Source organism: Campylobacter sp. BCW_6871, from assembly GCF_001762325.1.
GTDB classification, from domain to species: Bacteria; Campylobacterota; Campylobacteria; order Campylobacterales; family Campylobacteraceae; genus Campylobacter_D; species Campylobacter_D jejuni.
Map to the genome: position 1 here is coordinate 42,817 of NZ_MJWQ01000053.1, position 24,658 is coordinate 67,474.

The following is a 24,658-nucleotide window of genomic DNA, read 5'->3' on the forward strand; positions in this document are numbered from 1 at the left end:
TTAATGTTATTTTAATTTATTTTAATTTTTAAAAAGGTTTATTATGTTTGTTAAAAATGTAAATTTTTATTACAGACAAATCCTTGAAAAATTTGAAAATTCTTATTTTGCAGAGGATTTGACTAAGGTAATTATAGGGATTGATTGTGATTATTTAGATGCTAATGAATTATCCTTTAGCGAGTTTAAGGCAAAATATTATGAAGCTTTAAGCAAGAATAAAATTTGCGATTTTGCTGGATTTTTTGGAGTTTTTAGTGCAAATTTTGTATCTTTGTTTGAAAAAATTCCACTTTCTTCTAAGAAAAATTATGATTTTCCTTTATTTTTATTCGCCAATGCTAAAGCTTATTTGATTTATGAGAAAAATAGTAAGATATTTTTTAAATTTGGCGCTTCAAAATATTTTGAATATTTAAAAGATGATATTGAGCCAATAAAAACGAAGCAAAAAAATGATTTTGAAATTTTAAACTCTTTAGAAGATGAAAAAAATGATTTTTTAAAAATGTGTGAAAAAGCTAAAGAATATCTTTTAAGTGGAGATATTTTTCAAGTGGTCTTAAGTAAGCAACTTTGTATCAAGCATCAAGTAAATGCTTTTGATTATTATGAGAGTTTAAGTGTTTTAAATCCAAGCGCTTATATGTTTTATTTTCCAAGTAAATATGGTGTTGTTTTGGGTTCTTCTCCAGAGTTTTTATTAAAAATTAAAAAAAGAGAGATTTATTTAGCCCCTATTGCTGGAACTAGAAATTTGGAAAATAACTGCGATCTTTTGGCTTTAGAAAAAGATCTTTTAAGTGATGAAAAAGAACTTAGTGAACATAAGATGCTTGTAGATTTAGCAAGAAATGATGCTTCTAAATTTGGCACTCAAACAAGGGTGGAAAATCTTTTTTCTATTATTAAAAATAAATTTGTCATGCATATAGTGAGTGAAGTGTATGCCAATATGAAAGAAGATGCGAGTATTTTCGATGTGATTGAAGCAGTTTTTCCAGCGGGAACTTTAAGTGGAGCTCCTAAAATAAGAGCTTTAGAGATCATTAGTGAGCTTGAAGATTGTGATCGTGGAGTTTATGGTGGTGCGGTAGGATTTTTAAATTTCAATGAAGATATAACTTTAGCGATTTTAATCCGTTGCGCTTTTTTTACTCAAGATAAGGCTTATTTGGCAAGTGGGGCGGGTATTGTTTTGCAAAGTGAGAGTCAAAAAGAATATGCAGAAATTTGTGCTAAACGCAAGGCACTTTTGGTAGCTTTTGAAAAATTAAAAAAGGAAAATCAATGATACTTTTAATTGATAATTATGATTCTTTTGTTTTTAATGTTAAAAGCATGTTAGAACAACTCAGCAATGATGAAATTTTAGTAAGAAGAAATGATGAAATTTCTCTGAGTGAAATTAAAAATTTAAATCCTACTCATATTATTTTAAGCCCTGGTCCAAAACATCCCAGTCAAAGTGGGATTTGTCTTGAAATTTTTAAAGCAAGGCTTAATATCCCTGTTTTGGGCATTTGCTTAGGACATCAAGCTTTAGCTTTAGCTTTTGATTCTTTAGTGGTTAAGATGCAAGAGCCTATGCATGCAAAAAATTCTTTGATAAAACAATGCAAGGAAAATGAATTATTTTCTAATTTGCCTTCAAATTTTAGCGTGATGCGTTATCATTCTTTAGAGGTTAAACAGCTTAGTGATGAGCTTGAAATTTTAGCCCTTGATGAAAAGGGTGTGATTATGGCTTTGGGACATAAAAATTTACCTTATTATGGTGTGCAATTTCATCCTGAAAGCTATTTTAGTGAATATGGCTTACAGCTTTTTTCTAATTTTTTAAAACAAGATATAAAAAAATCACAAAAACAAGAAAATCCTTTAAGTTTTTATTTGCAAAAAATGAGTGAAAATCATTTTTTACAAAGCGATGATTTTGAGCAAATTTGTAAGATTATTATGTCTAAAGATTATGAAATTTTGCAAGTGGTGGCTTTGTTGATTTTAATCACGGAAAAGTCTTTAAACGAAAAATCTTTAAGTGCTTTTGTAAGACAAATTTTAAGATATTCTCAAACTTTTAGTGATGAGAGTGAGATGATTGATATTTGTGGAACGGGTGGAGATGGTTTTAAAAGTATCAATGTTTCTACGACTAGTGCTTTTATTTTAGCAGCTTTAGGAGTAAAAGTAGCCAAACACGGAAATCGTGCCATTTCAAGTTCTAGTGGAAGTACAGATGTGTTAGAAGCTTTAAATATACCTACTCCAAATACTTTAGAATTAGCTTTAAAACAACTAAACAATCAAGGGCTTAGTTTTTTACATGCTCCATTTTTCCATCCTTTAGTAGGAGAACTTAAAGAGATTAGATCAAGGCTTGGAGTAAGAACGGTTTTTAATGTTTTAGGTCCTTTATTGCACCCTAATTTAAAGTTAAAATATCAACTTATGGGAAATTATCACGCACCTGTGCATAGGCTTTTGATAGAGGTTTTAAAAAATTTAGGACGCAAAAAAGCTTTAGTGGTAAGAGGAAATGATGGTATGGATGAGCTTAGTATTTGCGATGAAAGTAAAATTTATGAGCTTTGTGAAGGAGAAATTTTAGAGTATTCTATCTGTCCTGAACAATTTGGTTTTAAAAGAGCTTTTCATAGTGAAATCATAGGGTCTAGTGCATATGAAAACGCTAAGGATTTAAAAGATATTTTAAGTGGTAAAATGCAAGGGGCAAAATTTGATTTAGTAGTTTTAAATGCTATGTTTGCACTTTATACAGCCAATAAAGCAAGTTCGCCTTTAGTGGCTAAAGATATGATTTTAGAAGCCATTTATTCAGGTAAAGTTATAGAGTATTTTAAGGAGTATCAAGCTTATGCTAAAGCTTAAAATTTGTGGCATTAAAGATGAAAAAAATGCTAAAGATTTAGCTTTTTTAAATATTGATTTTTTTGGACTTATTTTTGCTAAAAGTCCAAGAAGAGTGAGTTTAAATCAAGCAAGAAATTTAAGTGCAATTTTTCATGAGAAAGATAAAAAAGTTGTTGGTGTTTTTGTAGATGAAAATTTGGAACAAATTTTAAGATGTATTAAAGAAGTTAAGCTTGATGGGATGCAAATTTATCGCACTATTACCAAAGAAGAATTTAAAATTTTAAAGGTGCAAAATGTTTTTGTTTGGCAGGTGATAAGTGTGGAAAATAGTTTAGATTTAAAAAGTGAAATTTTTGCTGATTTAGTGCTTTTTGATGCTAAGGGAATTTTAAAGGGCGGTAATGGAATAAGTTTTAATTGGACTTTATTAAGTTCTTATACTAAAGATTTTGCATTAGCTGGAGGCATAGGTTTGGATAATATTCATAAGGCTGTAAAAACAGGAGCTAAAATTTTAGATCTTAATTCAAAACTTGAAGATGAAAAAGGCTTAAAAGATATCAACAAAATAAAACAAATTTTAAAGGAGCTGAAAAAATGAAAAAAGCGTATTATGGGGATTTTGGTGGGCAGTTTTTGCCTGAAAGTGCAATGTTTGCTTTAAATGAGCTAGAAAGTGCTTTTTTGAAATTTTCTAAAGATAAACTCTTTAAAAAAGAATTAAACGATCTTTTAAAAACTTATGTGGGGCGTCCTACTCCGCTTTATTTTGCTAGAAATTTAAGCAAAAAATATCAGCATGAAATTTATTTAAAACGCGAGGATTTAAATCATACTGGAGCACATAAAATCAATAATGCCATCGCTCAAGCCCTTTTAGCAAAAAAAATGGGAAAGAAAAAAATCATAGCAGAAACAGGAGCAGGTCAACACGGGCTTGCAACAGCCACTGCGGCAGCACTTTTAGGACTTGAATGTGAAATTTATATGGGGGCAATCGATGTGCAAAGGCAGGCTTTAAATGTTTATAAAATGGAGCTTTTGGGTGCTAAAATTCATGCAGTACAAAGCGGGCTTAAAACTCTAAAAGAAGCTACTACTGCCGCTATTCAAGCTTGGGTTGGAGATATTAAAAATATTTTTTATGTGGTTGGAAGTGCGGTAGGTCCTTATCCTTATCCTAAAATAGTAACGCATTTTCAAAGCATTATAGGAAAAGAATGCAAAATGCAACTTCAAAAACTTAATAAAAAAGTAGATTATATTATCGCAGCTGTTGGGGGTGGAAGCAATGCGGCAGGAATATTTTATGATTTTATCAAAGATGAAAATGTTAAACTTATAGGTATTGAAGCAGGGGGGCTTGGCATTGATACTCCTTATCATGCAGCGACTTTAAATAAGGGGAAAATAGGCATTATTCACGGTATGAAAACCAAGGTTTTACAAGATGATTTAGGCAATATCTTGCCTGTGTATAGTGTTTCTGCAGGGCTTGATTATCCAGGAATTGGTCCTTTGCATGCTTTTTTATTTGAAAGTAAAAGAGCACAATATCATGCTATAAGTGATGAAGAATGTATGCAAGCTTTAAAATTACTCTGTAAAGAAGAAGGTATTATTGCAGCGATTGAAAGTTCGCATGCTTTGGCATTTTTAGAAAAACTTTGTCCAACTTTAAAAAAGAAAAGCGTGATAGTAGTAAATCTTTCAGGCAGGGGAGATAAAGATATGCAAATGATTAGAGATTATAAAAAAGGGGTGATTTATGGTTGATTTTAGAAAATTTTATAAAGAAAATGCAAATGTGGCTTATACGGTTTTAGGTTATCCAAATCTTCAAACAAGTGAAGCTTTTTTGCAAAGATTAGATCAAAGCCCTATTGATATTTTAGAACTTGGTGTTGCTTATAGTGATCCTATTGCAGATGGTGAGATTATTGCAGATGCGGCAAAAATAGCTCTTGATCAAGGTGTAGATATTCATAGTGTTTTTGAGCTTTTAGCTAGAGTAAAAACTAAAAAAGCTTTGGTTTTTATGGTTTATTATAATCTAATTTTTTCTTATGGTTTGGAAAAATTTGTGAAAAAAGCAAAATCTTTAGGGATTTGTGCTTTGATTGTACCTGAATTGAGTTTTGAAGAAAGTGATGATTTGATTAAAGAGTGTGAAAAATATAATATAGCTTTAATCACACTTGTAAGCGTTACAACCCCTAAAGAAAGGGTTAAAAAGTTAGTAAAACATGCTAAAGGTTTTATTTATTTATTAGCAAGTATAGGTATTACAGGTACAAAAAGTGTCGAAGAAGCAATCTTGCAAGATAAAGCAAGAGAAATCAGATCTTTTACAAATTTACCTATTTTTGTAGGTTTTGGTATTCAAAATAATCAAGATGTAAAAAGAATGAGAAAAGTTGCTGACGGAGTGATTGTAGGAACTAGTATAGTAAAGTGTTTTAAACAAGAAAAATTAGATATAATAATGAAAGATATTGAAGAAATTTTCAAAAAATAAAATTTTAAAACATATTTTTATTTTATATTTACTATAATTTTAAATTAAGTTTTTTATAAAGGTGGTAGCTATGTTAAAGATTCTTGAGTATTCCATCACTCATTTTTGCGAGCATATCTTAAGACTTCGCATTGAAGCAGCTCAAGATATAAGCGGTGAACTTTATGGAGCGAGTATTCCTATCATGGGCAAAAGCGAAGGAGAATGTAATTTTTATTTATTTTTTCCAAAAGAATTTTTAAAAAAAATTGCAGAAATTTTAATTAATGATGAAAAATTTAAAGAAGATGACTGGTGCGATTTAACTAAAGAATGCGCCAATCAGATTATAGGTTATGCTAAAAATTTGTTAAATGATGCCAAGGGTGATGACGAGTATAAACTCGGAATTCCGGAATATTTAGGAAAAGTTGATTTTTCTGAAATAGTTCTAGATGAAGCTTTAACTTATAAATTTGAAAATTGTTATTTTAGAATAGGATATTGCAAATAATGAGCGATGATATAGAGTTTAATATTCATCATGGGCTTTTACAATCTTATGAAGATATCTTAGATATTACAGTAGATTTTGTAAGCGAGCTTGGAACTACAAATATGAGTGTAGCGGAGCTTTTAAAACTTGAAGTAGGCTCGGTTATTGATCTTGAAAAGCCTGCTGGAGAAAGCGTTGAGCTTTATATCAATAAAAGAATTTTTGGCAAAGGCGAGGTTATGGTTTATGAAAAAAATCTCGCTATAAGAATTAATGAAATTTTGGATTCTAAGACTGTGCTTCAATACTTTAAAAAAGAAATTTAAATGAGATTACTAGTATTATTTTTTTTAATTTTACCTTTATATAGTGTTGAGTTGATTAGTTATAATATCTATGATAGAAATGACCGAGTAGATTTAATGCTTTCTTTTGATAATGCTTATAATGGCAAGATTTCTCAAAAAAAAGAAAAAAATTTAACTCTTTTAACTTTTAGTGATTTAACGTATTCTAAAGATGAATTAAAAGAACTTAACTCTCAACTTGTAGATAAAATTAGTATTAGTTCTAAAAATAATAATACCTATATTATGCTACAAAACAAACAAAATATTAATTTAGAACTTAGTTCTATCAATGATAAATTTGGAGTAAGAATACGAGCTATAGAGCAAGGAAAAGCAAATATCGAATCTGTACCTACAACTACTGTGAATAATTCTCAAGAATTAATGCCTAAACCAAAAAGTACAAGTTTAGAAGGGTATGATTATACAAATTATATCTTGGTAATGCTGATTTTAGTTATTTTGTTAATAGTGCTTTGGTGGTTTAAAAAGACTATGGTTTATAAAAATAACAATGTTTCTAGAGATTTTACTATGATTTTCCAAAGATTTTTAGATAAAAATAATCAACTTGTTGTTTTTGATCACGCTAATAAACGTTATACAATGATAATAGGTAATTCCAATGTGCTTTTAGAAAGTGTTGAAATTCCAGAGGAACAAATAATAAAACATACAGAAAAAACAGAGAAAAATTTTGATTCTTTTTTTGAAGAGAATAAAAAAAGAATTCAAAATCTTATAGAGCAGCGTCAAAAAGGTAAAAAATCTTAAATTTTTTGATTGATTGCTAATGCTATGGTAGCTGGTTTTGCAATTTTTTTGAGCTCATCTTTGGGTAAATTAAGAATTTTGTTTTCTTGATATATATAAAGAGTATTGTTTGCAAAAGCAAAATCAATCTTATCTTCATTTGTGCTTAAAGTTTTAGCTAGGCACAAAATAAAATTAAGCCATGAAATGGTATGAATATTGGGTAAAAGTTGTTTATAGGGTTCAAGATTATAAGGATTAACTTTTTTTCCATTAAGCTTAATAATGCTAGCAATTAAAGCTTTTTCTTTATGTGAAAATCCATAATTTAATCCACCTAGTACAAAATGAGCAGAGTGTTCATTAGCAAAATAGAAATTTAAATATTCTCCAATATGGCATAATTTAGCAGCATTTAGTAAAGTATGCTTATAGTTATCGTTAAGTTTATGAAGATTTTTAAGGGTTGTAAAAATTTGCAGAGCAAAATGTGGAGTTTTATTTTTTTGTTTTGATTGTAAAAATTTATCTTGTAAACATTTTAAACTGGGATTGAAATTTGGTGGAAAAGTGATTTTAGGACGAAGCAAATCTTGTAAATAAACTCCTTCTCTGATTCCAACCCCACTCGTGATAACTTGTTTGGCTTTTATTTTTTCCGCAATCTTTAAAAAAATAAATATACCCTCTTTAATGGTATCAAAACGATCCTTTTTTATGCCAAAATTGATTAAAGAGTCTAAGTTTGAATTAAAAATTTTTAAAATATGTCCTTTTTCTTCATCTAGCATATAGCGAAAATCATGTAAATTTTTCAGTGGATAGGAATTTTTTTGCATAATGGAATTAGATATTGCTCTTAAGCTTCCACCTATTGCAATAAGGTTTTGATTGCAAAATTCTTTAGGAATTTGTTCTAAAATTGGTTTTATAAATTCTTCTAAAGAATCCATTTTTCCAGTATCATAGAACAATTCTTTTAGCCTAACAGTGCCAATATCAAGAGATATACAAGAAATAATTCTATTATTTTTTATTAAACACAATTCACTAGAACCACCACCTATGTCTAAAGTGGTTCCATCCTTAAAAGGACTTAATAAATTTAAAGCCGCAAGACCACCTAAGTAACTTTCGCTTTTTCCATCTATACAGCGTATATTTAAAGACAGATTATCTTTGATTCTTTTAATGAAATTTTTTGAATTTGGGGCATCTCTTAAGGCCGATGTGCCTACTATAAATATTTTTTTGCACTTATGCTTTAAAGCACATTGTTTGAAAAAAGCTAAGGCATTTTCGGCTCTTTGCATGGCTTCTTCTTGGAGAATTTTGCCATTATTATAAGCATTTTCTCCAAGTCTTACTTTGCGTTTGTATTCGCAAGTTGTATAAAAACCATATCTAGAAGTTTTTTCAAAAATCACCATTCTAATGGAGTTTGAGCCAAGATCAACAACGGCTGTTTTTTTTGCCATTAAAATTCTCTATCTCTATGTTTGAGTTTTAATTCTTCTATAGTTTCTACATTATCAGGATCAGGAATGATACATTCATATGGGCAAGCAACAATACAGGCAGGCTCTGAAAAATCATTAACGCACTCTGAACAAAGATCAGGGTCTATTACATAAATTGGACTATTTTCATAAATAGCTTCATCAGGACATTCTTCTCTGCAAGCATCACAACATACGCAGTCTTTTGTAATTAAAAGAGACATCATAACCTTTCAAAAATTTAAAAAATAATTTTAGTTTATACAATAACAAAACTTAAATAAAATATAAAAATAGAAATAAAGATAAATTTTTTGCACCGAAGGTGCAAAATTGTTAAGATTTTTTAGGGAAGCAGAAACGGTATCCTCTACGACGAACTGTTTCTATGGTAGATATGTTTAACGGTTTATCCATTTTTTGACGAATTTGATTGATAGCTACTTCGATAACATTTGGAGTTACTAACTCAGGTTCTTCCCAGATAGCATCTAAAAGTTGTTCTTTGGATACAATTTGATCCGAATGTCTTGCTAAGTGCGTTAAAACTTCAAAAGGTTTTCCTTTAAGTTCTATATCTTGACCTTTATAAGTAATTTTTTCCTCATCTGGATCAATAACTAAGTCTTCAATTTTAATAACATTGGTTCCGCCAAGTCTTAGTCTTGCTTCAATTCTTGCGAGTAGAATATCAAAATCTAAAGGTTTTTTAACAAAATCATCAGCTCCAGCTTTCAAAGCTTTGATTTCTGTTTCTTTGTCTGTTTTTGAAGACATAATCATAACTGAAGTTCTTGGAGATTTATGCTTAATAGTGTTAACAAGTTCAGCTCCATCTCCATCAGGTAAAGTCCAGTTTGCTAAAACTAAATCATAATGTCTAATGCCGATAAAGTATTCTCCATCTTTAAAATTTTCAGAAGAATCGGTTTGATAACCAAATTCATTAAGATTGTCTATAATTGTTTTATTTAGGCTAATCTCATCTTCTATAACTAAAATTCTCATTTGTTCTATCCTTATTAAGAAAAATTTAAAGAATTATATCATAGCTTAAGTAAATGTTTAGATATCTTTAAAAAAAAATTAATATTTTTTTTTCAATTTAACCCCAACTGTAGCATTTTTTATTATATGGGGTTTGAAAATTTTTATGTTAAGATTAGTTAAATTAGGAAAATCTTTTTTTAAATTTAAGCTTACAAAGTCTAAAGACTCTTCAAGGGTGTAAAATTCTTCTTTTTTATACCATTTTTTAATTTTGGTAATTACCTCTGCATAATTTAAAAATTCATTTGCTTTAGCTTTAAGCTTGATAATAATTTTTTGTTTTTTCCTTCTTTCGAAATCTAATATACCGATGATACACTTAAAGTGAAATTTTATTTTTATATGACTTTGCATTCTTCTTTAAAAATCAATCTTTTAATATTAGGTAGATGTTTATATACTATAATAAAAGCGATAATGAAAACGGGTGCATGTGTATGAATTTCTAAGTCATAATTAAATATAAAAGAACTTGCAACAAAAGCAAGTAACGCTGCTAAAGAAGCTAGCGAAGATATTTTGAAAATTTTTCCAATAACTGCCCACACAATAAATGCTGTAAGCACTTCCAATGGAAGCAAAACTATCATAGCACCTGCTCCTGTTGCTATGCCTTTCCCTCCTTCAAATAACAAGTAAATTGAAAAACAGTGTCCAAAAATAGCCAAAACTGCCACGCTCCAAAGCAAAGCTTGATCATAATGAAGAAATTTTAAGATTAGTAAAGGAATAGCTGCTTTTGCAAAATCTAAAATTATTGTAGCAATGGCAAGTTTTTTTGCTAGTTTGGGATTTTTTTCTTTTACTACTCTTAAAACATTGGTTGCCCCTATACTTTTTGAACCTTCTTTTTTGATATCAGTTTTAGCAAAAAATTTAGCTAGGATTAGCCCAAAAGGGATTGAACCTAAAAGATATATAAAAGCGTAAATTATTAAATTTTCCATAATATCCTTTTCAAATCATCTTAAAATTTTAAGATTTATAACTAAAAATTATATCTTGTGAAAATAAATAAACAAAAAATAATTTTTTAAGATAAAAATAGTATTAATTAATTATAAATATTTTTTAATAATATTTATTTTTATTTAAGCTCTAAATGATTATTATTTTATTTTAATTTATCTTTAATAGGAGTTTGTAAATGAAAGTAAAATCATTGCTAATTGCATCCTTAGTTGCTTTTTCAAGCTTAAATGCTGCAAGTCTTATAGATGAAGCTAAAAATTCAGGTCTTGTTGCCTTACCAAAAGATCAAAAAGGCGTTGATGAAATTTTAAAACAAAATGGAGTAAAGGCTAGTGAATTTACTCTTGAAAAAGCAGAGCTTGGTAAAAAGCTTTATTTTGAACCACGCCTTTCAAAAAGTGGTATCATTTCTTGTAATACCTGTCATAATGTAGGACTTGGTGGAACAGATGGAGTCAGTACTGCAATAGGTCATAAATGGACAGCAAATCCTCATCATTTAAATTCACCAACAGTTTATAATGCAGTTTTAAATAATACTCAATTTTGGGATGGTCGTGCAGGAACATTAGCCGATCAAGCTAAAGGTCCAATCCAAGCTGATCCTGAAATGGCAACTCCTGCTAAACTTGCAGTAGAAAAAATTTCATCTTTGCCTGAATACGTTAGTGAGTTTAAAAAAATCTATGGTAAAAGCGGTGTAAATTTTGACAATATTGCTGATGCAATTGCAAATTTTGAAAGAACTTTGATCACTCCATCTCGTTTTGATAAATTTTTAGAAGGCGATGAAAAAGCTTTAACAAAAGAAGAACAAAAAGGCTTAAAGCTTTTTATAGACAAGGGTTGTGTAGCTTGTCATAATGGTGTGAATTTAGGTGGCAATATGCAAGCGTTTGAAGTTGCTGGTAAATATAAATTTGCAAATTTAGGTGATTTTAAAGGTGATGCAAATGGCATGGTAAAAACTCCAACTTTAAGAAATGTTGCTGAAACTGCTCCATATTTTCATAATGGCGCTATTTGGAATCTAAAAGATGCTATTAAGGAAATGGGTAGTGTGCAACTTGGCATTAAAATTTCTGATAAAGAAGCAAAAAGTATTGAAACTTTCTTAAAATCTTTAACAGGAACAAAACCAGCAATTGTTTATCCACAACTTCCTATTTCTACTGAAAAAACTCCTAAACCTGAACTATAAGGTTCCAAACAAGCTCTATTTTTAGAGCTTGTTTAAATTTCTTTATCTTAGCTTTGTTATAATTGTCTTTAAATTTTGCTAGAAAGGTTTGCAATGAAACTTTTTGGAACCGATGGAGTTCGTGGAAAAGCGGGTGAATTTTTAGATAGTTTTTTGGCTATGCGTTTAGCAATGGCTGCGGGTATTTATTTTAAAGATAAAAGTATTACTAATAATATCTTAGTAGGAAAAGATACAAGAAGAAGCGGCTATATGATAGAAAATGCTATTGTTTCAGGGCTTACTTCTATAGGATATAATGTTATACAAATTGGTCCTATGCCAACTCCTGCGATTGCATTCTTAACTGAAGATATGCGTTGTGATGCAGGGATTATGATTTCAGCTTCTCACAATCCTTATTATGATAATGGTATTAAATTTTTTGATGCTCATGGAAATAAACTCAGTGAAGATATAGAGAAAAGAATAGAAGAAATTTATTTTGATGATAAGCTTATACAAGCCTCTAAGGTGGATATGGAAAAAATTGGTCAAGCAAAAAGAATTGATGATGTTATAGGAAGGTATATTGTTTCTATTAAAAATTCTTTTCCAAAAGATCTTACTTTAAAGTCTTTGCGTGTGGTTTTAGATGTGGCTCATGGGGCAGCTTATAAGGTAGCACCTACTGTTTTTAAGGAATTAGGTGCTGAAGTTATAGTAATGAGCGATAAACCTAATGGACTTAATATCAATGAAAATTGTGGAGCTTTACATCCTGCAAATTTAGCTGCTGAGGTAAAGCGTTTGCGTGCAGATGTGGGCTTTGCTTTTGATGGTGATGCAGATCGTTTGGTGGTTGTAGATGAAAAAGGAGAAGTGGCTAATGGAGATAGTTTATTAGGGGTTTTAGCGCTTTATCTTAAAGAACAAGGTAAATTACAATCAAGTGTTGTGGCTACTATAATGAGTAATGGTGCTTTAAAAGAGTTTTTAAATAAACATGGCATAGAACTTGATACTTGTAATGTGGGCGATAAATATGTGCTTGAAAAATTAAAAGCTAATGGTGGAAATTTTGGCGGAGAGCAAAGCGGACATATTATTTTTAGCGATTATGCAAAAACTGGAGATGGTTTGATAGCTGCTTTGCAATTTAGCGCTTTAATGCTTTCTAAGAAAAAATCTGCAAGCTCTATTTTGGGTCAAGTTAAACCTTATCCTCAGCTTTTAATCAATCTTAAAATTGCAGAAAAAAAAGATTTAGATAAAATTAAAGGTTTAAAAGAATTAAAAAAAGATTTAGAAAATAAAAATATTAATACCTTATTTCGCTATTCTGGAACAGAAAATTTGATAAGACTTTTGCTAGAAGCTAAAGATATTAAGCTCTTAGAAAAAGAAATGAAAAATGTTGTGGAGTTTTTTAAGAAAGCTTTAAATGGCTAAAACTTTTAAATTTATTTTTTATTTTTGGGGTGCCTTTGTTTTGGTTTTTACTCTTGATCAATGGGTAAAATCCTTAACTTTAGCAGGACTTAGATGGCAGAGTGAATACTTAGATTTAACTTATGCTCTAAATACAGGCGTAGCTTTTTCAATGTTGAGTTTTTTAGAACATAATTTAAAATATTTACATCTTGTTTTAATTGGCGTGCTTTTTATTTATCTTTTTTGGCAAAAAACACTTTTAAAAACTCATAGTATAGCTTTTGGAATGATGCTTGGTGCTGGTGTTTCAAATTTATTGGATCGTTTTATACATGGAGGTGTAGTGGATATGTTTTTTTGGCATAAATGGTTTAATTTTGCTATTTTTAATGTTGCAGATGTCATGATAAATATAAGTGTGGCTTTGATTTTAATACAAGAAATATTTAAAAAAAGGAAAAAAGATGACAGAATGGATTAATGATTATTATTTTTGGATTAAATGGGTGCATTATTTGGCATTTGTTTCTTGGATGGCGGGTCTTTTTTATTTACCTCGTCTTTTTGTGTATCATGCTGAACATAAAGACAATAAAGGTTTTGTCGAGATTGTAAAAATTCAAGAAAGAAAACTTTATTTTTATATACAAACTCCTGCAATGATTGTGACTTTAATCACAGGAAGTTTAATGTTGCATGCTCATAAGGAAGTTTTAATGGTAGGTTCGGGTTTTATGCATGTTAAACTTACCTGTGTTACACTTTTGATTATTTTCCATATACATAATTATTATTGTTTAAAAGCTTTAGCAAATGATACTTCTGCTAAAAGTGGGAAATATTTTAGAATTTATAATGAATTTCCAACCATAATGTTTATTATTATCACTCTAATGATGGTTGTTCGTCCCTTTTAGTTTGCCTCCGCTTTAAATTCCATGCTAGCGGAGTTAAGCGGATCAATATTTTCTTTCATGATATCGATATAATCTTTATTTTTAAGACGCTTATCATCTCTAAATACTGCACGCACAAGATCCATTCCTGTGTAAAAATCTTTCATTAAAACCACAAAAAGATATTGACCAAATTCGGTTGCGATTAAAGCATTTTGATCTTTTATGATGGCACCGCTTGTTTTAAGCCCTAAAAGTTCTATGAAAAGTTCTTTTTCGAGATTGCAATTTAGAGTTTTATTAAATTTATCAATTTCTATTTTTCCTGAAAAAATTTCAGTTAAAAAGACATATTTGATAATCTCTTTTTTATCAAAACAAGCTTTGGCTATATTAGCATTTTGTTTTTCTTGTATAAATTTAGCATAATCATTTAGATTAAATGCATTAATTAAAAGCTCCCCATCTAAAAAGCTAAAAGCCCCACTGCCCACTCCTAGGTATTCATGATGAGAACTGACATATTCGTCATTAAGCTTGTTTTTTTCTAAAGAAAAACTCCAACCATTGTTTTGGGTATAGTCTTTAAAAAATTCGCGTATGATTTGATAATAAGTAAATTCATTATCTTTAATGCTCACTCCTAGACTTTTAGCGATATTATCTTTGGTAAGATTTGATTTCATTAAAGGATAGGTTGTGATTTGTTGCGGGGTTAAATTTTTAGCAATTTCTAAGTCATTTAAAAGTTCTTTTTCACTTTGTCCTGGAAGATTGAAAATAAGATCTATACTAAAAATAGGTAAAATTCCTAAAGCTTTTGAAATTTTTTCTTGAAGTTCTTTGGATGAACCAAATTTATTATATCTTGCCACTTTTTTTAAAGTTTCATCATCAAAACTTTGAATTCCGCAACTTAAACGATCAATTATACCTTTAAACATAGAAAGCTTATTTGGATCAATATGATTTGGATCACTTTCGCATGAAATTTCTTTTATATTAAATAATTTTTTACAAAGTTCTAAGGTTTTTAATAATTCCTCTTCGTTAATCAGTGTTGTACCACCACCCACATACATGGAAGTAAAATCAAAACCTTTATCTTTCATGATTTTAATTTCTTCTCTAAGATTTTGAAAATACACTTTGGCTAAATTTTCATCATAATAATATTTATGAAAGCTACAATAAGGACAAAAAGTATGGCAAAAAGGTACATGGGCATAAAGCATATAGCTTTTGTCTTGTTTTGGAATTTTTTCTTTGGGTTGTTTTAAAAGTTCAACATTGAAACCTTTTTGGAGGGATTTTTCCATCATAGTATGAGAGTATTTTAAAGCTAAATTTTGAAATAAATTCATAAGTGGCCTATATATTAAAATATTTAAGATATAACTTTATCAATTTTTAGCTAAAATAGGAGTAAATTTTTTATTTCTTAAATAAAAAATGGGATTAAGTTTTTAAATTATTTAAAAAGGATATAAAATGGATAAAGCCAAAATTGTTCAAAATTTAAATGTTTTGTTTAAACAAAGAGCAAAGTTTTACTCTTATTTTGATGAAAATATTGCCAAAATCAATAATACTGAAGTATTTGATTTTAAGAATGCTAAAAATTTAAATCCAGAAGAGGTATATAAGCAATTTTATCATTTTGATTATGCTATAAGAAAATTATTGCCTGCTATTTACAAGGCTTATGAAATTACAGATGCAGATTTAGACAAAGATTTTTAATTTATTTAGAGAATAGAATAAACTATTCTCTAAAAGACATATCTAAATTTTTTGATTCTTCTTTTATATTTTTACTCATATCTTCGCTTTGCTCAAATCCTCCACCAAATGCTTTGATTACATCTACTATGGAATTGGCATAAGAATATTTAGCATTATTAAAAGCAACCGCAGCATTAAGCCAATTTTGACGTGCCTCTAAATAATCTTGTAAAGACATTTCTCCTATATCATAGCGTTTTTTAGCAATTTCATAGATTCTTTTGTAAGATTGTTCGCTTGCTTGTGCATTATCGTATTGTAAGCGTATAGTTTTTCTAGCTACTAAAGCATAGCGAATTTCTCCAAAAGCAGTAATCAAAGTATTTTGATAATTTACAAAAGCTTCATCTTTATTAAGCTTGGCTAAATTTACATTTTGGTAAATTTCACCCCAATGAAAAATAGGCAGAGTAAAGTTTCCACCTATATTCCAAGTCTTAGAACCTCCTTTAACCAAGGTATCTAAATCCCCACTTTCAAATCCCAATAATCCCGTTAAAGAAAGGCTAGGTAAGAAAGCCGTGCGAGCTACTCCAACAAGATAATTTTGCTGAGTTAATTTTTCTAAAGAGGAGCCAATATCTGGACGTTGAAGCAAGATGGTGCTTGAAATTCCAGTTGGAATGTCAAATTCTTTAAGATTAAAAACTTGATAGCTTTGATTTTTGTAAAGTATGTCATTTAAATCATTTGAAGTTAAAATTTTTAAAGCTTTAAGGTAATTTTCTTTATTTAATTTTGCTTCATTATATTGCAAAGCCATACTTTCTAAGTTGGCTCTTGCTTGAGCAAGTTCATATTCACCTACAGCACCAACTTGAAATTTTTCATCATTGATCCTATAAATTTCTTTTGCAGATTCATAAGCTTCTTTAAGAGCATTTTCATTTTCATAAGCATTTACAAGATTAAAATAAGTTTGAACTGTATTTGAAATAACAGAAAGTCTTGCAACTTCATAATCATACTCACTTGCCTTAAAGCCTGATTTTGAGGCACGATATGTGTCGCGATATTTTCCCCAAAGATCGATTTCATAGCTTAAATTAAGCCCCATTTTAAAATCATTACCGTAACTTACCTCCCCAGTTCGATTGCTTGGAGCATTTATAGCTGTTTTTGCACGACTTCCGCTTGCGCTACCATCAAATTTTGGCAACAAACTGCTAAAATCTATGCCTAATTGAGCGGCAGCTTGTTCCATGTGTATGAAGGCAAGTTTTAAATCATTATTATTTTTAAGTGCTAAATCAACCACTTTATTTAAATTTTCATCATCAAAATCTTTCCACCAATTTTTTGTGATAGAGCTATTGTTTTCTTTTTCCCAGGATAAGGCTCCAAGCTTATTATCAATGCTATAGTTTGCTTCGGGAATATTTAAATTTGGACTTAAAGAGCAAGCTGAAATCAAAAGAGTAAAACTTGCTATAGCGCTAATTGAAATTATTTTATTCATGAACCTTACCTCTTTTTTTATCTAGCCATTCATTAAAATTTTCTAAAAGATAGAAAAATAAAGGCACAAAGAATATCGCTAAAGTTGATGCTGCGATCATTCCACCAATTAGCCCTGTTCCTAAAGAGTGTCTTGAAGCACTTCCTGCTCCTGTTGCGAAAATCATTGGCAAGACCCCAAAAGTAAATGCCAAAGAAGTCATTATGATAGGACGAAAACGAAGTTTTGCTGCTGCAACAGCTGCTTCAAAAACTCCTTTGCCTTTTTTAAAGCGCTCTTCCATTGCAAATTCTACGATTAAGATAGCATTTTTAGCTGAAAGTCCAATCAAGAGCAAAAGTCCTGTTTGAAAATATATGTCATTGCTAAATCCTCTTAAATATACCAATAAAAATGATCCAAATACCGCAAAAGGTACAGCTGTTACAACTGCTAAAGGTATAAGCCATCTTTCATATTGGGCAGCTAGAATTAAAAAGACAAATATCATACCTAAAGCAAAAGCATAACTTGCTGTTCCTTTACTAGAAACTTCTTGATAAGCTGATCCACTCCAAGCTATGGAATAATCATCCCCTAAAGTTTCTTTTGCTACTTGAGCAATCGCTTCTATAGCTTGACCTGAAGTATAACCTGGTGCGGGTTGACCTTGAACTTGTGCCGCTGGGAAAAGGTTGAATCGTTTTACATCATCAGGCCCTGAACTTCTTTGTAAAGTTAAGAAAGAATCAAGTGGTATCATTTTTCCATCATTTGATCTTACAAAAATATTTTTTAATGCATCTTGTGTATTTCTAAAATCACCTTTTGCGCGGATATTTACTTGGAAGTTTTTACCTAGCATAGAAAAATCATTAACATAATAAGTGCCTATAGTTGCATTCATCGTGTTAAAAACATCTTGCATGTTAAGATTGTAGTGTTTTAATTTATCTCTATCAATTATAAGCTTGTATTGAGGGAAAGTTGTATCAAGGGTTGTTCTTACTCTTGATAGTTCTTTTCTTTGGTTGGCCGCAGCAACAAGTTTATTTACATCTTTTTGTATTTCATCATAGCTTTTTCCGCTTTTGTTTTGAACATACATTTCAAAACCGCCTGTGATACTTAATCCAGGTATAGGAGGTAGGCCTATAAATATACTTGAAGCATTGCGATCAAAAGCAAATTTTTTATTAAGCTCCATGGCGATTTCATCAGCACTCACATTTCTATCTTTCCAATCTTTCAAGCCTATAAACATTGCAGCAGCGTTTTCTTTGAGTGAACTTGTAAAAAGATCAAATCCTATCATAGCCATTGCATCTTTAACTCCATTAGTTTTTAAAACTTCTTGGCTTATGTGATCAACTTCTGAGATTGTTCTATGGAGTGCTGAAGCCGAAGGAAGGTTGATAATGCCAATCATCAAACCTTGATCTTCTTCAGGAACTAAAGAGCTTGGTACAGCTTTATAGAGATAAAAAATTGCCCCAAGCATAATACAAAAAATTAAAACAAAACGAATGGTTCTTTTTAGAATATATGCCACTCCTGCGCTAAATACAGAGGTACTCCAATCAAAAAAATCATTAAATTTCTTTACAAATTTAAATGGCTCTCCTTCATTACGTCGCAAAAAGAGTGCACATAAAGAAGGTGTTAAGGTAAGAGCAACAAAACCTGATATAGTTACAGATATAGCTAAGGTAAGAGCAAATTGTCTTTGAATTTCTCCAACAAAACCTGATATAAAAGAAACGGGTACAAAAACAGCACAAAGCACAAGAACAATTGAAATAACCGGAGAGCTAACTTCTTGCATCGCTTGAATGGCAGCATCTTTTACGCTTATTTGTTCATTTTCATGTAAAATCCTATCGATATTTTCTACAACTATGATCGCATCATCTACAACAATCCCTATAGCTAAAACCAAAGCAAAAAGCGTAAGTAGGTTAATACTAAAACCTAAAACATAAAGTCCAGCAAAAGTTCCTAACAATGAAACAGGTACAGCTATCATAGGAATAAGGGTTGCACGGAAATTTTTTAAGAACATATACATAACAATGATAACTAAAATTAAAGCTTCAACAAAAGTTTTAACAACTTCTTTGATTGATTCTATTACAAATTTTGTTGTATCGTAAGGAATTTTATATGTCAAACCTTTTGGGAAATTTTTTGAAAGTTCTTGCATTTTAGCTTGAACAAGTTCTGCTGTATGCAATGCGTTTGCCCCTGATTGAAGATTGATCATAATCGGAACTGCATCATTGCCATTTAATCGTCCTTGTGAGCTGTATTGTTGTGATCCTATTTCTACATCAGCTATATCTTTAAGTCTTAAAAATGATCCATCATCATTTGTTCTTAAAATAATATTTTCAAATTCGCTAGGATTTTGTAGTCTTCCTTGCATAGTGATTGAATAAACATAAGGGGATTTTTGAGTTACGGGCTCTTCTCCAATTTTACCAGTTGCGTATTGAGCATTTTGGTCATTAACTGCAGAAATTACATCAGTAGCCGTGATTCCAAATTTATTTAATAAATCAGGTTTTAGCCAAATTCTTAAAGAATAATTACGATTTCCTATAGCGTTTGCATCTCCAACTCCTGGAACCCTTTTTAACTCATCTAAAACATTTAAAGCGATGTAGTTGTATACATCCACCGCACTCATTGAGCCATCACTTGAATACATAGAAATTGCAGCAAGTGTTGCTGAAGAAGTTTTTCTAACAGTTACTCCAAGTTTTTTAACTGCATCTGGCATTTTTGCGGTTGCAGCTGAAATTCTATTATTAACATCTATAGTGGCTTGATCAGGATCTGTGCCGATATCAAAATAGACAGTCAAACTCATAGTTCCTGAAGAACTTGAAGTTGAATCCATATAAATCATATTATCTGCGCCATTGATTGCATCTTCGATAGGACTTGCAACTGTTGAAGCAATGGTTTGTGCATCAGCTCCTGTGTAAGTTGCGCTTACCTTAACTGTAGGAGGAGTTAAAGAAGGATATTGTTCTATGGGTAAATTTGTAAGACCGATGACTCCAGCTAAAGAAATGATAATTGCAACAACTGAAGCAAAAACAGGTCTTTCGATAAAAAATTTAGAAAACATTATTGTGCTCCAATTTCTTTAACTTCGCTACCAACTTGAATTTTTTTAAAGTTATCTAAAATGATTTTATCGCCATTTTGCAATCCTTTGTCAATGACAGCGTATTCATTGTTTTGGTAGCTTATATGTACAGAAGATTTTTCTACTTTTCCATTTTTAACAAGAAGAACATAAACATCATTTTGATCTTGTTTAATAGCTATTTGAGGTACTTTAAAGCCATTTTTTTGTATAAAACCTTCTGAAGTAATTGTTGCAAAAGCACCTGGTAAAAGTGTTGAGTTGTTGTTATCAAATACAGCTTTGGCTTTTACTGTTCCACTATTAGCATCTATAACGGAATCAATAAAATAAAGTTTGCCTTGAACGGTTTCTCCATTAAGATTTAAATTTGCATGAATGCTGTCTAAATCCCATTTTCCACTTTGAGTATTGCGGACTAAATTTAGTTTATCTGTATCTGAAATAAAGAAATCTGCGTAAATAGGATTTAAATTTGTAACTCTAACTAGTTCAGTTGTTGAAGCACTTACATAATCCCCTATATTAACTAAAGCATCTCCTATAGTACCATCAAAAGGAGCTTTTATTTCGGTATGATCTAGATCAATTTTTGCATTTGCAAGTTGTGCTCTAGCAGTTGTTAGACTAGCTTTTGCATTATTAAATGTAGCAAGAGAAGAGTCGTATTCTTTTTGAGAGATTGCATTTTTGCTAAAAAGAGCCTTGGAACGATTAAAATCCTTGCTTGCATTTTCGAAAGTTGCCTTAGCCATTAAAGCTTGTCCGTAAGCTGAATCAACACTAGCTTTAAATTTATTTTGCTCTACAATAAATAATATCTGTCCTTTTTTTACCTTATCTCCAGCCTTAAAAAGTTTGTTTACTATTACGCCACTAACTTGAGGTTTTATAATAACATCATAATCACTGACAAGTTTAGCAGGATAAGTAAAACTAAGTGGCAAATCTTCAGATTTAGCGCTCATTGTTGTTACAGGTTGAGGCGGCATTTGTATTTTTGGTGCTTCTTCTTTGCTACAAGCAGTGAGTAAAAGCACAACACTTAAAGCTAAAATAGTATTGTTTTGAAATAATTTCATGGTTTTGCCTTGAAAAATTAAATTAAAAATTGTAATATCTATTACAAAAATTTTTGGCTAATTATATCTTAATTTTGGTTAATAAAATTATTTTTTTAAGCTTTGGAACCATTGATCCCATTTAGAAAAACATTTACAACAAATTCAACATGTTCTTTTTGTTCTTTTTTATTTTTCACAGGAGTATTAATTAAAACATTAAGATGATGATAAGGTTCTTTTAACATAGTACAAAAAAGAACAGCAAGTTTTTCTGCATTTTTTTTCATATAAGAATTATTTTGTTGCTTAAAAAAATCCATAAGTATGTTATAGGAAAAATTTTGTTGATTGTTTTCTATCCAATTAGCAAGGTGTCTATCTTTATCATAAACTTGAGAATAAACAATTTTACCAAAAGCTACAGCTTCTGGTTGATTAAAAATTTCTATAAAAGTTAAACCAAAAGAAGTTAAAATTTCTTTTAAAGTACCATTTTCAATTTCTTGTGTTTTGGAATAAATAAGATGAAAATGTTTTTTACATATGTCATCTAAAATTTCAAAGAATAATCCTTCTTTGCTTTTAAAACTATTATAAATATTAGAATAAGATCCTCCGGATAATTTAATAATATCACTCAAACTTGTTTCTTGGTAACCTTTTGTTAAAAAAAGCTCTAAGGCCACTGCTTTGATTTTCTCTTGTCTAGCTAAAACTTTTTGTGATGGTATTCTATTTGAGTTCATTTTTTATCCTTTGTAAGAGTGTTTTTGGGGTATACAAATATACTTTTTCTAAAAACCGAAATTTTTTCATTATCTTTTGCATAAGCTTTTATATGTAAAGGAAAGATTACATCTTTTTTATCGTTGTTTACTAAATTTTTTGTAGCTTTGATAACAACTATTTTTTTAACTTGCTCTCCCGCTTTTAATTTAAAAGGTTTGTTTGGTCTTATGATTTCAATTCCATCATTTATTCCTTCTAAATTTGCTGTAAAATAATATTCATGAGGTTTAGAATCTGTATTTTGAAACAAAAAGGTATAAGCATTTGAAATGACTAATTTGCCTTTAACATTTGAAATATTATATAATTCACTACTACGATTGATATTTAAAAGCATGCTTTCTTTTTTGCTTCCCATGATGATTAAAGCCAGTAAAGCAATTAAAAGAACTACAAAATATGCTATCGTTCTAAATCTTAAATAATGAACCTTGGAACGCGTTTCAATAGCTTTTGCACTTGTCCAATTGATCAAACTTGGACGATTAAATTTGCTTTGTACCTTAGAACAAGCATCGGCACATTCAAGACAATTAATACATTCAAGTTGCATTCCTTTGCGTATGTCAATATGAGTTGGACAGATGCTAACACAGGCTTCACAACCTATGCATTCTCCTTCAGGCGGTTTTTTATGAAGTTTGGTGTGTCCATCATAAATCAAACCTCCGCGTTTTTCATCGTAAATCACTTGCATTGTATCATGATCAAACATTACAGATTGTATTCTTGCATAAGGACAGACATAAACACAAAACTTTTCTTGTAAATAGGTAATATCCAAAGTAAAAAGTAAGCTAGCACAAAATAAAATTCCAAGTAAAAGTAGATGCTCGCCAGGGTTTTGAATATAATTGAAAAAATCTTCAGGAGGAATAAAGTACCAAAGTAAATTACTAACAGCAACTAAAGATATAAAATAAAAAATTATTACTCCAAGAAATTTTTTAAAATATTGTCCCTCATATTCTTTTTGTTTGTTATTGATATTTTTGCGAATTTTAAGAAATTTAGTTTGTATGATATCTCTATATATAACTCTAAAAATCGTTTGTGGACAACTCCAAGCACACCAAATTCTTCCACCTAAAGTTGTAATAAAAAAAATAAATAAAAAAAGAAATATAAGAACAAAAGGCATGAGATAAAATTCTTGTGTTGAAAAAGAAATAAAAAATAGGTTTAATTTAGAGTGGTCAAAACTTAAAAGAAAAAAATGATTCTCATTAATTCTTATGAAAGGTAGGGCAAATATGATAATACTTGCAATTAAATATACAAAATATCGTTTTTTTGTATAGTTTGTAATGTGTCCTTGCATTTTTAGACCTTAATTATAATTTTTAGCACTTTTGTAATTAAGGATTATAGCCGATAAAAACTAAAACAATTTTTAAATGCTTTCTAAGTTAGAATTAATAAGAAGTGTTTTATAATTATATTTCACAACAAAAATTTACACAGAAAGGTGGTGAGGACTGTGCCAGGAATCAAGGTGCATCCTAACGAGTCTTTTGATGAAGCGTATCGTAAATTCAAAAAACAAGTAGATAGAAATCTAGTTGTAACTGAAGTAAGAGCAAGAAGATTTTTCGAGCCTATGACTGAAATTCGCAAAAAACAAAAAATTTCAGCACGCAAAAAAATGCTTAAAAGACTTTATATGCTTAGACGCTACGAGTCAAGACTCTAACCCAAAAGCCCGAAAGGGCTTTTTTTATACCTACAAATCTTCATTCGGTATTAAAAAGTATTTATTATTTTTTGTTAAAATTTCTAATTTAAATTTTCTGTTTTTAGGATAAACTTATGAAAAAAATCAAAAAAATCATTCAAATTGGTATGATAGGTGGTTTAGCAGCTGTTGCTGGAGGTGCTTTAGCAGGTTGTGGAAGTAATAATGACAATGCAGATACTTTAAATCAAGCAGCTAATGTTCAAGGAGCTTTTGTAATTATCGAAGAAACAGCTCCAGGGCAGTATAAAATCAAAGATCAATATCCAAGTGATGAAACAAGGGTAGTTTTAAAAGATCTTAATGGTACAGAAAGAATTTTATCCAAAGAAGAAATGGATGCTTTGATTAAAGAAGAAGCAGCTAAAATTGATAATGGAACTTCAAATTTAACTAAAGACAATGGACAAATCAGTAGTGGAGGATTGAGTTTGGGAGAAACTTTACTCGCAAGTGCTGCAGGCGCTATTTTGGGAAGTTGGATAGGTTCAAAACTTTTCAATAATCAAAATTTTGCCAACCAACAACGCGGTGCTTTTTCAAATCAAAGTGCTTATCAAAGGAGTGTTAATAGTTTTAATAAAGCAGGTACAACAAGCTCCGCTTCAAGTGCTAAAAAATCAGGTTTTTTTAGTGGAGGCTCTAAAGCCACAAGTTCTAGTTCTTCTTTTGGTTCTTAAGGATAA

At 30.1% G+C, this 24,658-nt stretch carries 25 protein-coding genes and 1 pseudogene; 15 read left to right on the top strand and 11 right to left on the bottom strand.

Annotated elements, in window-relative coordinates; all coding sequences use genetic code 11:
- Positions 1 to 43: 43 nt before the first annotated feature.
- The 8 genes from AJ930_RS05915 to AJ930_RS05950 all read left to right on the top strand — a co-directional run bounded on the left by AJ930_RS05915 (position 44) and on the right by AJ930_RS05950 (position 6,994).
- Positions 44 to 1,294, top strand: a complete 1,251-nt coding sequence (locus AJ930_RS05915; protein WP_070239990.1) for an anthranilate synthase component I family protein — start codon at positions 44 to 46, stop codon at positions 1,292 to 1,294.
- Complete coding sequence (trpD, locus tag AJ930_RS05920; RefSeq protein WP_070274995.1) at positions 1,291 to 2,892, top strand: anthranilate phosphoribosyltransferase; 1,602 nt, start codon at positions 1,291 to 1,293, stop codon at positions 2,890 to 2,892. The genes AJ930_RS05915 and trpD overlap by 4 nt, the downstream gene beginning before the upstream one ends.
- The gene (locus tag AJ930_RS05925; RefSeq protein WP_002861117.1) at positions 2,879 to 3,478 is read left to right on the top strand and encodes a phosphoribosylanthranilate isomerase; all 600 of its coding nucleotides are present in this window, start codon (positions 2,879 to 2,881) and stop codon (positions 3,476 to 3,478) included. Before trpD ends, AJ930_RS05925 begins: the two co-directional genes overlap by 14 nt.
- Positions 3,475 to 4,653: a tryptophan synthase subunit beta gene (trpB, locus tag AJ930_RS05930; protein ID WP_070274996.1), complete on the top strand. Its 1,179-nt coding sequence runs from the start codon at positions 3,475 to 3,477 to the stop codon at positions 4,651 to 4,653. The genes AJ930_RS05925 and trpB overlap by 4 nt, the downstream gene beginning before the upstream one ends.
- A complete protein-coding gene (gene trpA, locus AJ930_RS05935; protein ID WP_053872660.1) occupies positions 4,646 to 5,395 on the top strand; it encodes a tryptophan synthase subunit alpha in 750 nt (249 codons plus the stop codon). Before trpB ends, trpA begins: the two co-directional genes overlap by 8 nt.
- Positions 5,396 to 5,465: 70 nt before the next feature.
- The gene (locus AJ930_RS05940; protein WP_002854524.1) at positions 5,466 to 5,888 is read left to right on the top strand and encodes a chemotaxis protein CheX; all 423 of its coding nucleotides are present in this window, start codon (positions 5,466 to 5,468) and stop codon (positions 5,886 to 5,888) included.
- Complete coding sequence (gene fliN, locus AJ930_RS05945; protein WP_002824739.1) at positions 5,888 to 6,196, top strand: flagellar motor switch protein FliN; 309 nt, start codon at positions 5,888 to 5,890, stop codon at positions 6,194 to 6,196. The genes AJ930_RS05940 and fliN overlap by 1 nt, the downstream gene beginning before the upstream one ends.
- Positions 6,197 to 6,994, top strand: a complete 798-nt coding sequence (locus AJ930_RS05950) for a hypothetical protein (RefSeq protein WP_070252430.1) — start codon at positions 6,197 to 6,199, stop codon at positions 6,992 to 6,994. It abuts the gene before it with no gap.
- On the opposite strand, the gene AJ930_RS05955 is transcribed toward AJ930_RS05950, so the two are convergent.
- From AJ930_RS05955 to plsY, 5 genes are all read right to left on the bottom strand, one after another.
- Positions 6,991 to 8,451, bottom strand: coding sequence for a Ppx/GppA phosphatase family protein (locus AJ930_RS05955; protein ID WP_070252429.1), 1,461 nt, complete (start codon positions 8,449 to 8,451; stop codon positions 6,991 to 6,993). The two genes, AJ930_RS05950 and AJ930_RS05955, sit on opposite strands and share 4 nt — an antisense overlap.
- Positions 8,451 to 8,696, bottom strand: coding sequence for a YfhL family 4Fe-4S dicluster ferredoxin (locus tag AJ930_RS05960; RefSeq protein ID WP_002854647.1), 246 nt, complete (start codon positions 8,694 to 8,696; stop codon positions 8,451 to 8,453). Before AJ930_RS05960 ends, AJ930_RS05955 begins: the two co-directional genes overlap by 1 nt.
- Before the next feature lie 112 nt (positions 8,697 to 8,808).
- A complete protein-coding gene (hsrA, locus tag AJ930_RS05965) occupies positions 8,809 to 9,480 on the bottom strand; it encodes a homeostatic response regulator transcription factor HsrA (protein WP_002857553.1) in 672 nt (223 codons plus the stop codon).
- Positions 9,481 to 9,558: 78 nt separating this feature from the next.
- The gene (locus tag AJ930_RS05970; RefSeq protein ID WP_002857609.1) at positions 9,559 to 9,876 is read right to left on the bottom strand and encodes a dihydroneopterin aldolase; all 318 of its coding nucleotides are present in this window, start codon (positions 9,874 to 9,876) and stop codon (positions 9,559 to 9,561) included.
- On the bottom strand, positions 9,861 to 10,469 hold the full coding sequence (gene plsY / locus AJ930_RS05975; RefSeq protein ID WP_070252428.1) for a glycerol-3-phosphate 1-O-acyltransferase PlsY: 609 nt from the start codon (positions 10,467 to 10,469) through the stop codon (positions 9,861 to 9,863). Before plsY ends, AJ930_RS05970 begins: the two co-directional genes overlap by 16 nt.
- Positions 10,470 to 10,669: 200 nt before the next feature.
- Between plsY and AJ930_RS05980 the strand changes: the two genes are divergently transcribed.
- The 4 genes from AJ930_RS05980 (at position 10,670) to hemJ (ending at position 14,025) form a co-directional block, all read left to right on the top strand.
- Positions 10,670 to 11,695 (top strand): cytochrome-c peroxidase, encoded by a 1,026-nt coding sequence (locus AJ930_RS05980; RefSeq protein ID WP_002870765.1) that lies wholly within the window; start codon positions 10,670 to 10,672, stop codon positions 11,693 to 11,695.
- Positions 11,696 to 11,788: 93 nt separating this feature from the next.
- Positions 11,789 to 13,126 (top strand): phosphoglucosamine mutase, encoded by a 1,338-nt coding sequence (glmM, locus tag AJ930_RS05985; RefSeq protein WP_044793898.1) that lies wholly within the window; start codon positions 11,789 to 11,791, stop codon positions 13,124 to 13,126.
- A complete protein-coding gene (lspA, locus tag AJ930_RS05990) occupies positions 13,119 to 13,589 on the top strand; it encodes a signal peptidase II (RefSeq protein WP_052858530.1) in 471 nt (156 codons plus the stop codon). The genes glmM and lspA overlap by 8 nt, the downstream gene beginning before the upstream one ends.
- Entirely contained in the window at positions 13,573 to 14,025 is a 453-nt protein-coding gene (gene hemJ / locus AJ930_RS05995) for a protoporphyrinogen oxidase HemJ (RefSeq protein ID WP_002870768.1), read from the top strand. The genes lspA and hemJ overlap by 17 nt, the downstream gene beginning before the upstream one ends.
- Here hemJ and AJ930_RS06000 read toward each other — a convergent pair.
- Positions 14,022 to 15,368: a coproporphyrinogen III oxidase family protein gene (locus AJ930_RS06000; protein ID WP_070274997.1), complete on the bottom strand. Its 1,347-nt coding sequence runs from the start codon at positions 15,366 to 15,368 to the stop codon at positions 14,022 to 14,024. The two genes, hemJ and AJ930_RS06000, sit on opposite strands and share 4 nt — an antisense overlap.
- A gap of 127 nt (positions 15,369 to 15,495) precedes the next feature.
- Between AJ930_RS06000 and cmeU the strand changes: the two genes are divergently transcribed.
- Entirely contained in the window at positions 15,496 to 15,747 is a 252-nt protein-coding gene (gene cmeU / locus AJ930_RS06005; protein ID WP_070274998.1) for a CmeU family protein, read from the top strand.
- 22 nt (positions 15,748 to 15,769) lie between these two features.
- Here cmeU and cmeC read toward each other — a convergent pair whose 3' ends face one another.
- The 5 genes and pseudogenes from cmeC to ccoG all read right to left on the bottom strand — a co-directional run bounded on the left by cmeC (position 15,770) and on the right by ccoG (position 23,558).
- Complete coding sequence (gene cmeC, locus AJ930_RS06010; RefSeq protein WP_070274999.1) at positions 15,770 to 17,248, bottom strand: multidrug efflux transporter outer membrane subunit CmeC; 1,479 nt, start codon at positions 17,246 to 17,248, stop codon at positions 15,770 to 15,772.
- Entirely contained in the window at positions 17,241 to 20,363 is a 3,123-nt protein-coding gene (cmeB, locus tag AJ930_RS06015) for a multidrug efflux RND transporter permease subunit CmeB (RefSeq protein WP_052949521.1), read from the bottom strand. The genes cmeC and cmeB overlap by 8 nt, the downstream gene beginning before the upstream one ends.
- On the bottom strand, positions 20,363 to 21,466 hold the full coding sequence (cmeA, locus tag AJ930_RS06020) for a multidrug efflux RND transporter periplasmic adaptor subunit CmeA (protein WP_002870773.1): 1,104 nt from the start codon (positions 21,464 to 21,466) through the stop codon (positions 20,363 to 20,365). The genes cmeB and cmeA overlap by 1 nt, the downstream gene beginning before the upstream one ends.
- Before the next feature lie 95 nt (positions 21,467 to 21,561).
- Positions 21,562 to 22,194, bottom strand: a complete 633-nt coding sequence (gene cmeR / locus AJ930_RS06025; protein WP_002870774.1) for a multidrug efflux system transcriptional regulator CmeR — start codon at positions 22,192 to 22,194, stop codon at positions 21,562 to 21,564.
- A pseudogene (gene ccoG / locus AJ930_RS06030) lies at positions 22,181 to 23,558 on the bottom strand (cytochrome c oxidase accessory protein CcoG). Before ccoG ends, cmeR begins: the two are co-directional and overlap by 14 nt.
- Before the next feature lie 159 nt (positions 23,559 to 23,717).
- Between ccoG and rpsU the strand changes: the two are divergent.
- Together rpsU and AJ930_RS06040 are read left to right on the top strand one after the other, a co-directional pair.
- On the top strand, positions 23,718 to 23,930 hold the full coding sequence (gene rpsU / locus AJ930_RS06035) for a 30S ribosomal protein S21 (RefSeq protein ID WP_002780697.1): 213 nt from the start codon (positions 23,718 to 23,720) through the stop codon (positions 23,928 to 23,930).
- 116 nt (positions 23,931 to 24,046) lie between these two features.
- The gene (locus tag AJ930_RS06040; RefSeq protein ID WP_002870776.1) at positions 24,047 to 24,652 is read left to right on the top strand and encodes a UPF0323 family lipoprotein; all 606 of its coding nucleotides are present in this window, start codon (positions 24,047 to 24,049) and stop codon (positions 24,650 to 24,652) included.
- The last annotated feature ends 6 nt before the right edge of the window (positions 24,653 to 24,658 follow it).

Coding starts and splice junctions, on each gene's coding strand:
- cmeB (WP_052949521.1), bottom strand. CDS start 20,363: ATGTTTTCTAAATTTTTTATCGAAAGACCTGTTTTTGCTTCAGTTGTT.
- lspA (WP_052858530.1), top strand. CDS start 13,119: ATGGCTAAAACTTTTAAATTTATTTTTTATTTTTGGGGTGCCTTTGTT.
- cmeR (WP_002870774.1), bottom strand. CDS start 22,194: ATGAACTCAAATAGAATACCATCACAAAAAGTTTTAGCTAGACAAGAG.
- AJ930_RS05950 (WP_070252430.1), top strand. CDS start 6,197: ATGAGATTACTAGTATTATTTTTTTTAATTTTACCTTTATATAGTGTT.
- AJ930_RS06040 (WP_002870776.1), top strand. CDS start 24,047: ATGAAAAAAATCAAAAAAATCATTCAAATTGGTATGATAGGTGGTTTA.
- trpA (WP_053872660.1), top strand. CDS start 4,646: ATGGTTGATTTTAGAAAATTTTATAAAGAAAATGCAAATGTGGCTTAT.
- AJ930_RS05925 (WP_002861117.1), top strand. CDS start 2,879: ATGCTAAAGCTTAAAATTTGTGGCATTAAAGATGAAAAAAATGCTAAA.
- AJ930_RS05955 (WP_070252429.1), bottom strand. CDS start 8,451: ATGGCAAAAAAAACAGCCGTTGTTGATCTTGGCTCAAACTCCATTAGA.
- AJ930_RS06000 (WP_070274997.1), bottom strand. CDS start 15,368: ATGAATTTATTTCAAAATTTAGCTTTAAAATACTCTCATACTATGATG.
- AJ930_RS05940 (WP_002854524.1), top strand. CDS start 5,466: ATGTTAAAGATTCTTGAGTATTCCATCACTCATTTTTGCGAGCATATC.
- glmM (WP_044793898.1), top strand. CDS start 11,789: ATGAAACTTTTTGGAACCGATGGAGTTCGTGGAAAAGCGGGTGAATTT.
- trpD (WP_070274995.1), top strand. CDS start 1,291: ATGATACTTTTAATTGATAATTATGATTCTTTTGTTTTTAATGTTAAA.
- AJ930_RS05970 (WP_002857609.1), bottom strand. CDS start 9,876: ATGCAAAGTCATATAAAAATAAAATTTCACTTTAAGTGTATCATCGGT.
- AJ930_RS05960 (WP_002854647.1), bottom strand. CDS start 8,696: ATGTCTCTTTTAATTACAAAAGACTGCGTATGTTGTGATGCTTGCAGA.
- cmeU (WP_070274998.1), top strand. CDS start 15,496: ATGGATAAAGCCAAAATTGTTCAAAATTTAAATGTTTTGTTTAAACAA.
- hsrA (WP_002857553.1), bottom strand. CDS start 9,480: ATGAGAATTTTAGTTATAGAAGATGAGATTAGCCTAAATAAAACAATT.
- fliN (WP_002824739.1), top strand. CDS start 5,888: ATGAGCGATGATATAGAGTTTAATATTCATCATGGGCTTTTACAATCT.
- trpB (WP_070274996.1), top strand. CDS start 3,475: ATGAAAAAAGCGTATTATGGGGATTTTGGTGGGCAGTTTTTGCCTGAA.
- AJ930_RS05915 (WP_070239990.1), top strand. CDS start 44: ATGTTTGTTAAAAATGTAAATTTTTATTACAGACAAATCCTTGAAAAA.
- hemJ (WP_002870768.1), top strand. CDS start 13,573: ATGACAGAATGGATTAATGATTATTATTTTTGGATTAAATGGGTGCAT.
- AJ930_RS05980 (WP_002870765.1), top strand. CDS start 10,670: ATGAAAGTAAAATCATTGCTAATTGCATCCTTAGTTGCTTTTTCAAGC.
- cmeC (WP_070274999.1), bottom strand. CDS start 17,248: ATGAATAAAATAATTTCAATTAGCGCTATAGCAAGTTTTACTCTTTTG.
- plsY (WP_070252428.1), bottom strand. CDS start 10,469: ATGGAAAATTTAATAATTTACGCTTTTATATATCTTTTAGGTTCAATC.
- cmeA (WP_002870773.1), bottom strand. CDS start 21,466: ATGAAATTATTTCAAAACAATACTATTTTAGCTTTAAGTGTTGTGCTT.